Here is a 13,777-nt window from a genome sequence, read left to right as displayed (position 1 = left end):
TTAGACGATCTGTACGAACGGAGTCTAGGCCCTGCCTCCCGGAGCGGAACCACCCGTCCTGACCGGTGGTACGGATAACCCCACCTTGTCCTGGCAGGCGCACCCCATGGCGGTGGCCGCCCGGTCCCCGGCAGGCTTGGCGTCATGACCATCAACTCCCAGCGCGGGGAAGCCGCCCCGCTGCCGCCGGCGCGCTTCGCCTTCGACGCCGTGACGTGGAAGGAGATCGCGTATCTCCTGGCGAACCTGCCCGTGGACCTCGTGGGCTTCGTCTACGTCGCCGTCGTGCTCTACCTCGGCATCGGGCTGTCGGTGACCGTGGTCGGCCTGCCCCTGCTGGCGCTGGGGCTGGCGGGGTGCCGGTTGCTGGGGCGACTGGAGCGGATACGGGCGCGCGGCATGCTCGGGGTGGCCGTGGACGAGCCCCGGTCGCTGCGTCCCGGGCGGATGGGGTTCTTCCCCTGGCTGTGGACCTCGCTGAAGGACCCGGTGGGGTGGCGGCACGCGCTGTACTTCTTCATCCGGCTGCCATGGGGGATCGCGACCTTCACCGTCGCCTTGACCTCGCTCTTCGTGGCGTGGCCCGTGCTGCCGTTCATCGCCCGGGGGCTGGCCAACGCGGACCGCGCGATGGTCCGCGGCCTGCTGTCGCCCTCCGACGAGCTGGAGCGGCGGATCGCCGAGCTGGAGTCGGACCGCGGCACGGTGGTGGACACCGCCGCCGCAGACCTGCGCCGCATCGAGCGCGACCTGCACGACGGGGCCCAGGCCCGGCTCGTGGCGCTCGCCATGGACCTGGGCCTGGCCAAGGAGAAGCTGCAGGAGGACCCGGAGGCGGCGGCGAGGATGGTCGGCGACGCCCACGGCGAGGTGAAGCTGGCCCTCCAGGAGCTGCGCGACCTGGCCCGCGGCATCCACCCCGCCGTCCTCACCGACCGCGGCCTGGACGCCGCCCTGTCCTCGGTGGCCGCCCGGTGCACGGTGCCGGTGCAGGTCCAGGTGGACCTGGCGGGCCGGCCGGCGCCGGCGATCGAGGGCATCGCGTACTTCACCGTCTCCGAGCTGCTGCAGAACATCAGCAAGCACAGCGGGGCGCGCCGGGCCGTCGTCGAGCTGTGGCGCTCGGACGGCCGGCTGATGATCCAGGTCCGCGACGACGGGCGGGGCGGGGCGAGCGCGTCGGACGGCGGCGGGCTGGGCGGGCTGGCCGAACGGCTGGACGCGGTGGACGGCCTGCTGGTGATCGACTCCCCGGCCGGCGGCCCGACGACGGTGACGGCCGAGCTGCCCTGGCGCGACCGCGGCTGAGCCGCGTGTGGGAAGGCCGGTGCCCTCAGGCGAGGGCACCGGCCTGCCGTGCTTGCGTCAGGCGGCGAGTTCCGCCTCCTGCGCCGGGGTGGCGGAGGGCTCGGGCCTGCTGTCGCGCATGACCAGGGCGGCCAGCAGGGCGGCGGCGAGGACGCCGATCGCGCTGATGGTGAAGGTGGCCGACATCGAGGCGGTGAACGCCTCCCGGGCCGCGCGGACCATCCCGCTGTCGCCCTGGGCGACGGCCAGCGCGCCGGCGATGGAGTGCCTCGCCTCCTCGGGGGTGCCGGCGGGCATCTCGCGGGCGAAGCCGCTCGCCAGCAGCGAGCCGAGGATCGCGATGCCGAGCGCGGTACCGGCCTGCTGGATGGTGTCGTTCAGGGCGGAGCCGACGCCCGCCTTCTCCGCGGGGATGGTCGCCATGAGGGCGCCGACGGCGGCCGGCATCGCCAGGCCCGCGCCGAGGCCGAGCAGGCCGAGGGCGGCCGCCGGGACGGCGAAGCCCGTACCGGCCGAGACGGTGGTCAGCAGCGCGAAGGAGGAGGCCATGACGAGCATGCCGCCGAGGATCAGCAGGCGGTTGCCGATCCGCGCGGCGAACGTGGTGCCCAGGACGTTGCCGGCCAGCGCGGCGACGGCCAGCGGCACGAAGGCGACACCCGCCTTCACCGGCGAATAGCCCAGCACGAACTGCAGGTACTGGGTGAGCACCAGCAGCAGGCCGCCGTTGCCGATCTGGACCAGGGTCAGCGAGAGCGAGCCGCCGCTGAAGTTGCGGTGCCGGAACAGGACCAGCGGGACCATCGGCGCCGAGGTGACGTTCTCCCAGACCACGAAGGCGCCGAGGGCGAGGACGGCGACGGTCAGGGTGATCCCGGAGCGGCCGCCGAAGGCCCCATGCTGCGGGAGCTCGATGATCCACCAGACCAGGGCGGTCATGCCGGCCGCCGACAGCACCGCGCCGAGCGGGTCGGGCTTACTCCACGGGCCCTTGGACTCCGGCATGAGGGTGAGGCCGGCGGCGACGGCGAGCGCGACGACCGGGACGTTGATCAGGAAGATCGCGTGCCAGGAGAAGTGGTCGATCAGCACGCCGCCGAGCACCGGGCTGCCGACCAGGCCGAGCATCGACACCGAGCTCCACGCCGCCATGGCCCTGCCGCGCTCCTCCTCGTCGAAGACGGTGATGAGGATCGACAGCGTCGAGGGCATGATCAGCGCGCCGCCGACGCCCATCGCGACCCGTACGGCGATGACCTCACCGGGGCTGGTGCAGAAGGTGGCCGCCAGGGAGGCCGCCCCGAAGAGCAGCAGCCCGACGAGCATCACCTTCCGGCGCCCGAACCGGTCCCCGAGGCTTCCCGAGGTCAGCAGCAGACCGGCGAAGACCAGGATGTAGGAGTCGAGGATCCACTGCGTGTCCTGGGCGCTCGCGCCGATGTCCCCGGTCATCGCGGGCACCGCCACGGTCAGCGCCATGCTGTCGACCACCAGGACCAGCGAGCTGAGGCACAGCACGATCAGGATCCACCAGCGGCGGGGGTTGCGGGTCTCCATGGGGCGTCCTTTCGGGCATCGGCTCGTGCGTACACCGTTCCTTTGATGCGAACACTGTACGCATGGCGGAACGATGTGCGCAACACCCGCTCCTGTACGCTGATTGCGAACGCCGTACGCAGCAATCCGCCCGCCCACCGGTCCCCCAAGGAGCGCCATGGCCGCCAGGACGAAGCCGAGCCCGATCCCGTCCGTGTGGGCGCGGCAGCAGCGCGAGGCCGACCAGCCCGCGCTCAGCCGCGGCGCGATCGTCCGCGAGGCGATCGCCATGCTGGACGCCGAGGGCGTCGAGGCCCTCAGCATGCGCAAACTGGGGGCCCGGCTGAACGCCGGCGCGACCTCCCTCTACCGGCACGTCGCGACCAAGGACGAGCTGATGGAGCTGGCCGTCGACGAGGTCGCCGCCGAGATCGCCGTCCCCGCCGCCGGTGGCGCGGACTGGCGCGCCGCGGTCACCGAGGCCGCCGGGTCCTTCCGCGCGACGGCGCTGCGCCACCCGTGGCTGTCCTCGGTCCTGGGCCAGGCGGGCCTCGCCTACCTCGGCCCCAACCTCATGTCGTACTCCGATCGGCTGGCCGCCCTGTTCGCCGCCGCCGGCTTCCCCGAGCCGGGCCGGGCGATCGACACCCTCCTGAGCTACGTGATCGGCATGAGCACCACGGAGGCCGCCTGGCTCACCACGGTCGCCCGCTCCGGCGAGACCGAGGCCGGCTTCATCGCCCGTCTCATGCCCGCCGCCCAGGCCGCCGCGGCCCCCCACGACCACCTGTCCGGCTCCTACGCCGACCCCACGGCCGCCCTGGAGGACCCGGCCGCGCTGCGCGAGGCCAAGTTCGCCTACGGCCTGGACGTCGTCCTCGACGGGCTGGCGCTGCGGCTCCCCCGCTGACACCGCCCCGGTCCCGGCCGCCGCACCGCGGGGGTGGGGTTTTCCCCAGGTCCAAGACGCCGATCCGCACCATGGGCGCGAGGGCCCCGCAGGACGAGGCTGGAGGCATCACCAGCGGACGCAGAGGTACGACGAAGAGGACGGACGTGACCATGGCATACGGTTTCCCGGAGCCGCGCGAGCACCGGCTGCCCGCGGCGCTGCGCGCGCCGATCGAGGCCCGCACCTGGCGCGAGTTCCTGTATCTCCTGCTGAACCTGCCGATGGGCATCATCGGCTTCGTCTTCACGGTGACGATGCTGTCGCTGGGCGCGGGCCTGCTGGTCACCTTCCTCGGGCTGCCCGTCCTCGCCGTGATGCTGGCCGGGTGCCGGGGGCTCGGCGTCGTGGAGCGCGAGCGGGCCCGCCAGTGCCTGCGCATCGACGTGGCCGCGCCGGAACCGCTGCGCCGGAGGCCGGGCCAGGGCTTCATGTCGTGGCTCGGCGGCCAGCTGACCAGCGGCGCCTCCTGGCGGCACATCCTGTACTTCTTCGTGCACTTCCCGTGGGGCGTGTTCACCTTCTCCGTGGCCATCTCCTTCTTCACCTACGGCTGGGGGCTCCTCACGTACCCGCTGTGGCAGTGGGTGTTCCCGGCCTACACCGACCAGCCCGGGCTCCAGCTGTACGGGGACGGCAACGGCAACGGCTGGTGGCTGGACTCGCCGTTCGAGGTGGCCATGACCTCCGTGCTGGGGCTGCTGCTGGTCCTGGCCACCCCCTGGCTGATCCGGGGCATGGCGTACGTCGACCGGGGCCTGGTCGCCGGGCTGCTGGGACCCTCGCGGCTGGCCAGCCGCGTCACGGAACTGGAGTCGGACCGCGGCACGGTGGTGGACACCGCCGCCGCCGACCTGCGCCGCATCGAGCGCGACCTGCACGACGGCGCCCAGGCCCGGCTCGTCGCGCTCGCCATGGACCTGGGCCTGGCCAAGGAGAAGCTGCAGGAGGACCCGAAGGCGGCGGCCACCATGGTCGAGGAGGCGCACGGCGAGGTGAAGCTGGCGCTGCAGGAGCTGCGCGACCTGGCCCGCGGCATCCACCCCGCCGTCCTCACCGACCGCGGCCTGGACGCCGCCCTGTCCTCCCTCGCGGCGCGCTGCACCGTGCCGGTGCAGGTGAGCGTGGACCTGCCGGGGCGGCCGGTGCCGGCGATCGAGGGCATCGCGTACTTCACCGTCTCCGAGCTGCTGCAGAACATCAGCAAGCACAGCGGCGCCTCGCGCGCCACGGTCGACCTGTGGCGGTCCGGGGACCGGCTGATGATCCACGTCGTCGACAACGGGCGCGGCGGCGCCTCCACGGCGCGCGGCTCCGGCCTGGCCGGGCTCGCCGAGCGGCTGGGGGCGGTGGACGGCGTCCTCGCGGTGGACTCCCCCGCCGGCGGCCCGACCACCGTCGCGGCCGAGCTGCCTTGGCGGACCTGACCCCGCGGGGGACCGCCCGGCAGCTCGGCCGCAGGAGCCGGAAGCGCTGGAAGCGCTGGAAGAACCAGAAGAACCGCAAGGACCAGTAGGACCGGGAAGACCGGAAGAACCGAGAGGACGCTGACCGCGCCCCCCTGCGTCCCTCCCCCGCACTCCGCCCCGGCGGCAAGGCCGTGTGCCCGCCGCCGGAAGCTGGAATGCTGGGGAGGGACAGCACGTCGACGTCGACACGGGGGAGCCGGTAGCGGTGGAGGACAGGGTGCGGGTGGTCATCGCCGAGGATTCGGTGCTGCTGAGGGAGGGACTGACCCGCCTGCTGACCGACCGCGGGCACGAGGTCGTCGCCGGGGTCGGCGACGCCGAGGCCCTGCTGAAGGTGATCGGCGAGCTCGCCGCCGAGGGCGCGGTGCCCGACGTGGTCGTGGCCGACGTGCGGATGCCGCCGACCCACACCGACGAGGGCGTGCGCGCCGCGGTGCGGCTGCGCCGCGACCACCCGCGGCTGGGCGTGCTCGTGCTGTCGCAGTATGTGGAGGAGCGGTACGCCACCGAGCTGCTGGCCGCCAGTTCCCGCGGGGTCGGGTATCTGCTCAAGGACCGGGTAGCCGATGTCCGGGAGTTCGTCGACGCGGTCGTACGGGTGGCCGGCGGCGGTACCGCCCTGGACCCGGAGGTGGTCGCGCAGCTGCTGGGACGCAGCCGCAAGCAGGACGTGCTGGCCGGCCTCACCCCGCGGGAGCGCGAGGTGCTGGGACTGATGGCGGAGGGACGGACGAACTCCGCGATCGCCAAGCAGCTGGTGGTGAGCGACGGGGCGGTGGAGAAGCACGTCAGCAACATCTTCCTCAAACTGGGGCTGGCCCCCAGCGAGGGCGACCACCGGCGTGTCCTGGCCGTGCTCACGTACCTCAATTCCTGATCGCCTGACGTATCGTCAGAGGACCCCGCGGAGGCGTAGAACCGGAGCGGCGCCGGAAGGCGTCCCATATGGAGGAAGCAGGCAGAACGGGCTCCGGGGGGCGGTGACCGTGACCCATCAGGGCACAAAGGGAGCCCAGCGCGGCGTTCACGATGCGGGAAGACCCGGGAAGGCGACCCTTACCCACGTACGATGGCGCGTGGGACACAAGGTCACGGCCCCGGTCGTGAGCCGCCGCCTCGAAGGAGGTCCGATTCAGTGACCAGCCAGGTCAGCAGCCCGACAACCCCCGATCATCCCGTTCTGGGAGAGCAGCGGAAACCGGCCAAGGAGACCAGGAAGCTCGATCGGGTGGTGATCCGTTTCGCCGGGGACTCCGGCGACGGCATGCAGCTCACGGGAGATCGGTTCACCTCGGAAACGGCGTCGTTCGGCAACGATCTGTCCACCCTGCCGAACTTCCCGGCCGAGATCCGGGCTCCGGCAGGCACCCTGCCGGGCGTGTCGAGCTTCCAGCTGCACTTCGCCGACCACGACATCCTCACCCCGGGTGACGCCCCGAACGTCCTGGTCGCGATGAACCCGGCGGCACTGAAGGCGAACATCGGGGACCTGCCGCGCGGCGCGGAGGTCATCGTCAACACGGACGAGTTCACCACCCGCGCGATGGCCAAGGTCGGCTACGCGGCCTCGCCGCTGGAGGACGGCTCGCTGTCGGCCTACGCGGTGCACCCGGTGCCGCTGACCACCCTGACGGTCGAGGCGCTCAAGGACTTCCCGCTGACCCGCAAGGAGGCCGAGCGCAGCAAGAACATGTTCGCGCTCGGGCTGCTGTCGTGGATGTACCACCGGCCCACCGAGGGCACCGAGGACTTCCTGCGCAAGAAGTTCGCGAAGAAGCCCGAGCTGGCCGAGGCGAACGTCGCGGCCTTCCGCGCGGGCTGGAACTTCGGCGAGACGACCGAGGACTTCGCGGTCAGCTACGAGGTGGCCCCGGCCGAGGCGGCCTTCCCCGCGGGCACCTACCGCAACATCTCGGGGAACCTGGCCCTGTCGTACGGCCTGGTCACCGCGAGCCGGCAGGCGGACCTGCCGCTCTTCCTGGGCTCGTACCCGATCACCCCGGCCTCGGACATCCTGCACGAGCTGAGCAAGCACAAGAACTTCGGCGTGCGCACCTTCCAGGCCGAGGACGAGATCGCCGGCATCGGCGCCGCTCTCGGCGCGGCCTTCGGCGGCTCGCTGGCCGTCACGACCACCTCCGGCCCGGGTGTCGCGCTGAAGTCGGAGACCATCGGCCTCGCGGTCTCGCTCGAGCTGCCGCTGCTGGTCGTCGACATCCAGCGCGGCGGGCCCTCGACGGGTCTGCCGACCAAGACCGAGCAGGCCGACCTGCTGCAGGCGATGTACGGGCGCAACGGCGAGGCGCCGGTCCCGATCGTGGCGCCGAGCACCCCCGGCGACTGCTTCGGCGCGGCGCTGGAGGCGGCCCGCATCGCGCTGACCTACCGCACCCCGGTCCTCCTGCTCTCCGACGGCTACCTGGCCAACGGCTCCGAGCCGTGGCGGGTGCCCGAGCTGGACGAGCTGCCCGACTTGCGGGTGCAGTTCGCGACGACGCCCAACCACGTGGCGGAGGACGGTACCGAGGAGTTCTGGCCGTACCTGCGCGACCCCGAGACCCTCGCGCGCCCCTGGGCGGTGCCGGGCACCCCCGGTCTGGAGCACCGGATCGGCGGCATCGAAAAGCAGGACGGCACGGGGCACATCTCGTACGACCCGGCCAACCACGACCTGATGGTGCGCACCCGGCAGGCCAAGATCGACGGCATCGAGGTGCCCGACGTCGTCGTCGACGACCCGGACGGCCAGGCTCGGACGCTGGTGATCGGCTGGGGCTCGACGTACGGGCCGATCACGGCGGCCGTACGGCGCATCAGGGGCGCAGGGGGCGCGGTCGCGCAGGCCCATCTGCGCCATCTGAACCCCTTCCCGAGGAATCTCGGGGAGGTCCTCGGGCGTTACCAGAAGGTAGTGGTCCCGGAGATGAACCTCGGCCAGCTCGCCCATCTGCTGCGGGCGAAGTACCTGGTCGACGCCCGCTCGCACACCCAGGTCACCGGCCTGCCCTTCAAGGCCGAGCAACTCGCTGCCGCCATCCAGGAGGAGAGCGCAGATGTCTGAGGCGCCTGCCGTCGAACACCGCACGCCGGGGCTGCCGGCGCTGTCCCTGGTCCCCAAGGCCGAAGCCAAACAGTCCATGAAGGACTTCAAGTCGGACCAGGAAGTGCGCTGGTGCCCCGGCTGCGGTGACTACGCGATCCTCGCCGCGGTGCAGGGCTTCATGCCCGAACTGGGTCTGGCCCGGGAGAACATCGTCTTCGTCTCCGGGATCGGCTGCTCCTCCCGCTTCCCGTACTACATGAACACCTACGGGATGCACTCCATCCACGGCCGCGCCCCGGCCATCGCGACCGGGCTCGCCGCCTCGCGGCGCGACCTGTCGGTGTGGGTCGTCACAGGTGACGGCGACGCGCTGTCCATCGGCGGGAACCACCTGATCCACGCGCTGCGGCGCAACGTGAACCTCAAGATCCTGCTCTTCAACAACCGGATCTACGGCCTGACGAAGGGGCAGTACAGCCCGACCTCCGAACTCGGCAAGATCACCAAGTCGACGCCGATGGGCTCGCTGGACGCGCCCTTCAACCCGGTCTCGCTGGCGCTGGGCGCCGAGGCCTCCTTCGTGGCGCGCACCGTCGACTCCGACCGCAAGCACCTGACGGGCGTGCTCCGGGCGGCCGCCGCGCACCCGGGCACGGCCTTCGTGGAGATCTACCAGAACTGCAACATCTTCAACGACAACGCCTTCGAGGTGCTGAAGGACCGGGCCTCCGCCGAGAACGCGGTGATCCGGCTGGAGCACGGGGAGCAGATCCGCTTCGGCGCGGACAACACCAAGGGGGTCGTACGCGACCGGGCCACCGGCGACCTGAAGGTCGTCGAGGTCGACGCCTCCAACGAGGACGAGGTCCTGGTGCACGACGCGCACGCCGCGTCGCCCACGACGGCCTTCGCCCTGTCCAGACTCGCCGACCCCGACACGCTGCACCACACGCCGATCGGCGTGTTCCGCAGCGTCGAACGGCCGGTCTACGACGTGCTGATGTCCGAGCAGCTGGAGCAGGCCGTCGAGCAGCACGGCAAGGGCGACATCGCCGCGCTGCTGGCCGGCAACGACACGTGGACGGTCGTGGGCTGACCCACCGCGTCCCTCACACCGACCGCACCGACCGCACCCGCCGCGGCGGCCGTACGGGGCCCGGGCCTGACGATCAGGTCCGGGCCTCGTCGTATGCCCGGCGGGCCGCCATCACCTGCTCCGTGCGGCCCTCGGTCCAGCGGGCCAGGGCCCAGACCTGGTCCGCGGCCTCCTTGCCGAGCGGGGTGAGGGAGTACTCCACGCGCGGCGGGATGACGGGGTGCGCCTCGCGGTGCACGAAGCCGTCGCGCTCCAGGGTCTGCAGGGTCTGGGCGAGCATCTTCTCGCTGACCCCGCCGACCGTGCGGCGCAGCTCGCTGAAGCGCAGGGTGCCGTCGGTCAGTGCGGCGAGCACCAGCACGCCCCAGCGGCTGGTGACGTGTTCGAGGATCACCCGCGAGGGGCAGTTGCGCGCGTTCACGTCCGGGGGCGCCTGCAGCACGGCGGTGAGCTCTTCCCTTACGTCCATACCACTAGCTTACTTTGAAGTGGGTACTTTCTGGAAGTTAGTACCGGCCCTAGGGTTAGTCCCGTCATCACGCACAAGGACACCAGGGACTGGAGTGAACCCGTCATGAGCATCGTCGTCACCGGAGCCACCGGACAGCTGGGCCGGCTGGTCGTGGAGCGGCTGCTGGCCGACCTCCCGGCCGGGCAGGTCGTGGCCGTCGTACGGGACGCGGACAAGGCCGCGGACCTCGCCGCCCGGGGCGTGGAGCTCCGGGTGGCCGACTACGACGCGCCCGGGACCCTCAAGGACGCCTTCCGGGCGGGCGACGTGGTGCTGCTGATCTCGGGCAGCGAGGTCGGGCAGCGCGTGGCGCAGCACACCGCCGTGATCGAGGCCGCCAAGGAGGCGGGGGTCGCCCGGCTCGCGTACACCAGCGTCCTCGGCGGGCCGGCCGCCGACTTCCGGCTCGCCGCCGAGCACCAGGCCACCGAGCAGGCCCTGCTGGACTCCGGGCTGACCTACACGCTGCTGCGCAACGGCTGGTACACCGAGAACTACACCGCGCAGATCGCCGTCCAGCTGGAGCACGGGGTCGCGGGCAGCGCGGGCGAGGGCCGCATCGGCTCCGCCACCCGCGAGGACTACGCGGCGGCCGCGGCCGCCGTGCTGACCGGCGAGGGGCACGAGGACGCGGTGTACGAGCTCAGCGGGGACGAAGCCTGGACGCTGGCCGAGTACGCCGCCGAGCTGGCCCGGCAGTCCGGCCGCCCGGTCGCCTACACCGACCTGCCCGCCGACGCCTTCCTGGCGGTCCTGACCGGCGCCGGGCTGCCCGAGGCGGTGGCCGGGATCTACGTCGACGTCGACGTCGCCGGCGTCTCCCGCGGCCTCCTCCAGGGCGGCAGCGGCGACCTCGCCCGGCTGATCGGACGTCCCACCACCCCGCTCGCGGACACGATCGCGGCGGCGCTCAAGGGCTGACCCCGGCCGCCCGCCCCGCCTCCGCCCGGTCCCGGTGCGCTCCCGGCCCGCTGCGGGGGTGTCATGACCGTCATGCGATACGCAGATGACGGGAGAACGCCCCGCGCGCTACCTTCGAGCGGTCGGCCAGCACCCCGGGAGGAACGAGTGAACGAGCAGCGTGCCGGACTGCTGTACGGATTCGCCGCCTACGGGCTCTGGGGGCTCTTCCCCCTCTACTGGCCGCTCCTCGAACCGTCCGGCGCGGGCGAGATCCTCGCCCACCGCATGGTCTGGTCGCTGGTCGTCGTCTCCCTCGTGCTGCTGGTGATGCGCCGCTGGGCGTGGGTCCCCGAACTCCTGCGCCAGCCGCGGCGGCTGGCGCTGCTGGCCGTGGCGGCGGCCGTCATATCCGTGAACTGGGGCCTGTACATCTGGGGCGTCAACAGCGGCCACGTCGTCGAGACCTCGCTGGGCTACTTCATCAACCCGCTCGTCACCATCGGCCTCGGCGTCCTCGTCCTGCACGAGCGGCTGCGCCCCGCGCAGTGGGCCGCCGTGGGCGTCGGCGCCGCCGCCGTCCTGGTGCTGACCCTGGGCTACGGGCGGCTGCCGTGGATCGCGCTGACCCTGGCCTGCTCCTTCGCCACCTACGGCTTCATCAAGAAGAAGGTCGGCATGGGCGGCCTGGAGTCGCTGGCGGCCGAGACGGCCCTCCAGTTCCTGCCGGCGCTCGGCTACCTGGCCTTCCTCGGCAGCCGCGGCGACACCACCTTCGCCTCGCACGGGGCCGGCCACGCCGCCCTGCTCGCCGCGTGCGGCGTCGTCACCGCCGTGCCGCTGATCTGCTTCGGCGCGGCGGCCATCCGCATCCCGCTGAGCATGCTGGGGCTGCTGCAGTACCTCGCGCCGGTCTTCCAGTTCGGGCTCGGACTGCTCTGGTTCCACGAGGAGATGCCGGCCGAGCGCTGGGCCGGCTTCGCCCTCGTCTGGCTCGCCCTGGCCCTGCTGACCTGGGACGCGCTGCGCGCCGCGCGGCGCGGCCGGATCGCGGTGCGCGACGCCGCGGTGGTGCCCGACGAGGCGGCGCCGCGCGGGGCCGTCACCGGCTGAGCGGCGGCGTCCACACGCACGGGCGCACGGGTGCACGGGTGTACGCACGGCACTAACCTCCCGGCGCCTCGTACGCCTGCCTGCGGGAGCGGTGGGCACGGACCTTGTGGCGGTTGCCGCAGTGCTCCATGGAGCACCAGCGACGCCGGCCGGGGCGTGAGGTGTCCACGAAGACCAGTCGGCAGTCGTGGGCGGAGCATTCACGGACACGGTCGGTGTGGGGGCCGGAGAAGAGCTCCACCGCGTCCCGGGCGACGGCCGCCAGCACCTGAGTGCCGGTGACCGGGGTACGCCAGGAGCGGCCCCCGTCGGGAGCGAGACGCAGGGCGGGGGGACGCCAGGCGGCGGCCTCGTTGAGGACGACGAGGTCCGGGGCGGGGAGGGGTTCCCCGTGGACACGGGCGACGGCGATGTGCCAGAGCGCGTCGCGCAGGTAGCGGGCCGCGGCGACGTCCTCCGGGGAGACGGCGAGGCTACCCGGGTCGGGGCACAGCCGGGACGCCACCGCCCAGCGGACCAGGTCGGCGGGCTCGTGGAGGACCTCGTGGCGCGCGTAGGCGCCGGGGCCGCCCGTGGGCAGCAACTCAAGGGCGAGCGCGCCCGGATCGAAGCGGTAGGCGACTCCTTCGGATGAATGGAGGACCAGACCGATTGCGGGCTCCGTCATGTAACCAATATAACTGGTTACAGACCGGCCGAGGGCCGGAGGAGACGCGAACGAGGGGGCTCGGCATGGCAGTTCACTGGAAGCTCGTGGTCGACGCGGCGGATCCGCACCGGCAGGCCGCCTTCTGGGCGGAGGCCCTGGAGTACACGCTCGAGGACCACAGCGTGCTGATCGAGAAGTTGCTGGGGTTCGGCGCCGTGACGCAGGACGTCCTGACGGAGGCGGCCGGCCGCAAGGCCTGGCGGGACCTGGCCGCCGTGCGCCACCCCGACGACCCCTACGACAACGAGAAGGGCTCGGGCCTCGGGCGGCGCATCCTCTTCCAGCGGGTGCCCGAGGCCAAGACGGCGAAGAACCGGCTGCACATCGACCTCCACCCGGGCACCGGACGGCTGGAGGCGGAGGTGGCCCGGCTGGAAGGGCTCGGCGCGACGGTGCTGCGGCGGATAGCGGAGCCCTCCGGCACCTGGGTCACCATGGCCGACCCGGAGGGGAACGAGTTCGACGTCGAGTAGCCCGCCGGCCCTCCGGGCCTGCGGCACCCGCCTTGACGGCGGGGGCGGCGCGGTGACAACATCTCCATGCGTACGCAACTAATGCATACGCAAGGAGATGACGGGGTGTCGGACTCAGAGCGGACCTTCCTGTTCCTGGTGGGAAGCAGCCGCGCCGACGGCAACACCGAGACGTTGGCGCGGCACGCCGCCGAGCAGCTTCCGCCCGCGGTGGACCGGCGCTGGCTGCGGCTGAAGGACCTGCCGCTGCCGCTCTTCGAGGACCTCAGGCACGACGGCGACGGCCGCTATCCCGCACCGTCGGGGCACGCCGCCACACTCCTGGAGGCCACCTTGGCGGCCACCGACATCGTGGTGGTCTCCCCCCTGTACTGGTACAGCGTCTCGACCAGCACCAAGCTCTACCTGGACCACTGGTCGGGCTGGATGCGGGTGCCGGGGCTGGACTTCCTGGAGCGGATGCGCGGCAAGACCCTGTGGTCGGTGACCGTGCACGGCGGCCAGGACCCGGCGACCGCCGCCCCGCTGGTGGGGACGCTGCGCCACACGGCCGACTACGCAGGGATGCGCTGGGGCGGGGCGCTGCTGGGCTACGGCACCCGGCCGGGTGACGTGCTGCGGGACACGGCGGCCCTGGGCCGGGCCAAGACCTTCTTCGGCTGACCGGCGG

Annotated in this window: 13 protein-coding genes; 10 read left to right on the top strand and 3 right to left on the bottom strand. The window is 72.4% G+C overall.

Annotated features, from left to right (window positions below; translation table 11 throughout):
• Positions 1 to 144: 144 nt before the first annotated feature.
• Positions 145 to 1,308, top strand: coding sequence for a sensor histidine kinase (locus AC1VWI_RS25600; protein ID WP_499513358.1), 1,164 nt, complete (start codon positions 145 to 147; stop codon positions 1,306 to 1,308).
• 57 nt (positions 1,309 to 1,365) lie between these two features.
• Here the strand turns inward: AC1VWI_RS25600 and AC1VWI_RS25595 are convergent, their stop codons facing one another.
• Positions 1,366 to 2,865 (bottom strand): MFS transporter, encoded by a 1,500-nt coding sequence (locus AC1VWI_RS25595; protein WP_499513357.1) that lies wholly within the window; start codon positions 2,863 to 2,865, stop codon positions 1,366 to 1,368.
• Positions 2,866 to 3,022: 157 nt separating this feature from the next.
• On the opposite strand from AC1VWI_RS25595, the gene AC1VWI_RS25590 reads away from it, so the two are divergent.
• The 5 genes from AC1VWI_RS25590 (at position 3,023) to AC1VWI_RS25570 (ending at position 9,401) form a co-directional block, all read left to right on the top strand.
• On the top strand, positions 3,023 to 3,754 hold the full coding sequence (locus AC1VWI_RS25590; protein WP_499513356.1) for a TetR/AcrR family transcriptional regulator: 732 nt from the start codon (positions 3,023 to 3,025) through the stop codon (positions 3,752 to 3,754).
• A gap of 152 nt (positions 3,755 to 3,906) precedes the next feature.
• Entirely contained in the window at positions 3,907 to 5,220 is a 1,314-nt protein-coding gene (locus AC1VWI_RS25585) for a sensor histidine kinase (RefSeq protein WP_499516914.1), read from the top strand.
• 259 nt (positions 5,221 to 5,479) lie between these two features.
• On the top strand, positions 5,480 to 6,139 hold the full coding sequence (locus AC1VWI_RS25580) for a LuxR C-terminal-related transcriptional regulator (protein WP_499516913.1): 660 nt from the start codon (positions 5,480 to 5,482) through the stop codon (positions 6,137 to 6,139).
• 258 nt (positions 6,140 to 6,397) lie between these two features.
• On the top strand, positions 6,398 to 8,323 hold the full coding sequence (locus AC1VWI_RS25575) for a 2-oxoacid:acceptor oxidoreductase subunit alpha (protein ID WP_499513355.1): 1,926 nt from the start codon (positions 6,398 to 6,400) through the stop codon (positions 8,321 to 8,323).
• Positions 8,316 to 9,401, top strand: coding sequence for a 2-oxoacid:ferredoxin oxidoreductase subunit beta (locus tag AC1VWI_RS25570; protein WP_499513354.1), 1,086 nt, complete (start codon positions 8,316 to 8,318; stop codon positions 9,399 to 9,401). The genes AC1VWI_RS25575 and AC1VWI_RS25570 overlap by 8 nt, the downstream gene beginning before the upstream one ends.
• 73 nt (positions 9,402 to 9,474) lie before the next feature.
• Here the strand turns inward: AC1VWI_RS25570 and AC1VWI_RS25565 are convergent, their stop codons facing one another.
• Positions 9,475 to 9,870, bottom strand: coding sequence for a winged helix-turn-helix transcriptional regulator (locus tag AC1VWI_RS25565; protein WP_499513353.1), 396 nt, complete (start codon positions 9,868 to 9,870; stop codon positions 9,475 to 9,477).
• Positions 9,871 to 9,975: 105 nt separating this feature from the next.
• On the opposite strand from AC1VWI_RS25565, the gene AC1VWI_RS25560 reads away from it, so the two are divergent.
• Positions 9,976 to 10,833, top strand: a complete 858-nt coding sequence (locus AC1VWI_RS25560) for an SDR family oxidoreductase (protein ID WP_499513352.1) — start codon at positions 9,976 to 9,978, stop codon at positions 10,831 to 10,833.
• 147 nt (positions 10,834 to 10,980) lie between these two features.
• Positions 10,981 to 11,925, top strand: a complete 945-nt coding sequence (rarD, locus tag AC1VWI_RS25555; protein ID WP_499513351.1) for an EamA family transporter RarD — start codon at positions 10,981 to 10,983, stop codon at positions 11,923 to 11,925.
• Positions 11,926 to 11,977: 52 nt separating this feature from the next.
• Here the strand turns inward: rarD and AC1VWI_RS25550 are convergent, their stop codons facing one another.
• On the bottom strand, positions 11,978 to 12,592 hold the full coding sequence (locus tag AC1VWI_RS25550) for a CGNR zinc finger domain-containing protein (RefSeq protein WP_499513350.1): 615 nt from the start codon (positions 12,590 to 12,592) through the stop codon (positions 11,978 to 11,980).
• A 65-nt stretch (positions 12,593 to 12,657) separates the two neighbouring features.
• Between AC1VWI_RS25550 and AC1VWI_RS25545 the strand changes: the two genes are divergently transcribed.
• Both AC1VWI_RS25545 and AC1VWI_RS25540 read left to right on the top strand, forming a co-directional pair.
• Positions 12,658 to 13,107 carry a VOC family protein gene (locus AC1VWI_RS25545; protein WP_499513349.1) on the top strand — a complete coding sequence of 150 codons (450 nt, stop codon included), beginning with the start codon at positions 12,658 to 12,660 and terminating at the stop codon, positions 13,105 to 13,107.
• Between the two features lie 105 nt (positions 13,108 to 13,212).
• A complete protein-coding gene (locus tag AC1VWI_RS25540) occupies positions 13,213 to 13,770 on the top strand; it encodes a flavodoxin family protein (protein WP_499513348.1) in 558 nt (185 codons plus the stop codon).
• Positions 13,771 to 13,777 lie beyond the last annotated feature (7 nt).

It is taken from the genome of Streptomyces sp. TOM-9 (assembly GCF_056858595.1).
Note: the sequence above shows the minus strand (reverse complement) of the source record. Positions and strands in the feature narration are given on the sequence as shown.

Coding starts and splice junctions, on each gene's coding strand:
- AC1VWI_RS25600 (WP_499513358.1), top strand. CDS start 145: ATGACCATCAACTCCCAGCGCGGGGAAGCCGCCCCGCTGCCGCCGGCG.
- AC1VWI_RS25595 (WP_499513357.1), bottom strand. CDS start 2,865: ATGGAGACCCGCAACCCCCGCCGCTGGTGGATCCTGATCGTGCTGTGC.
- AC1VWI_RS25590 (WP_499513356.1), top strand. CDS start 3,023: ATGGCCGCCAGGACGAAGCCGAGCCCGATCCCGTCCGTGTGGGCGCGG.
- AC1VWI_RS25585 (WP_499516914.1), top strand. CDS start 3,907: ATGGCATACGGTTTCCCGGAGCCGCGCGAGCACCGGCTGCCCGCGGCG.
- AC1VWI_RS25570 (WP_499513354.1), top strand. CDS start 8,316: ATGTCTGAGGCGCCTGCCGTCGAACACCGCACGCCGGGGCTGCCGGCG.
- AC1VWI_RS25565 (WP_499513353.1), bottom strand. CDS start 9,870: ATGGACGTAAGGGAAGAGCTCACCGCCGTGCTGCAGGCGCCCCCGGAC.
- AC1VWI_RS25560 (WP_499513352.1), top strand. CDS start 9,976: ATGAGCATCGTCGTCACCGGAGCCACCGGACAGCTGGGCCGGCTGGTC.
- AC1VWI_RS25550 (WP_499513350.1), bottom strand. CDS start 12,592: ATGACGGAGCCCGCAATCGGTCTGGTCCTCCATTCATCCGAAGGAGTC.
- AC1VWI_RS25545 (WP_499513349.1), top strand. CDS start 12,658: ATGGCAGTTCACTGGAAGCTCGTGGTCGACGCGGCGGATCCGCACCGG.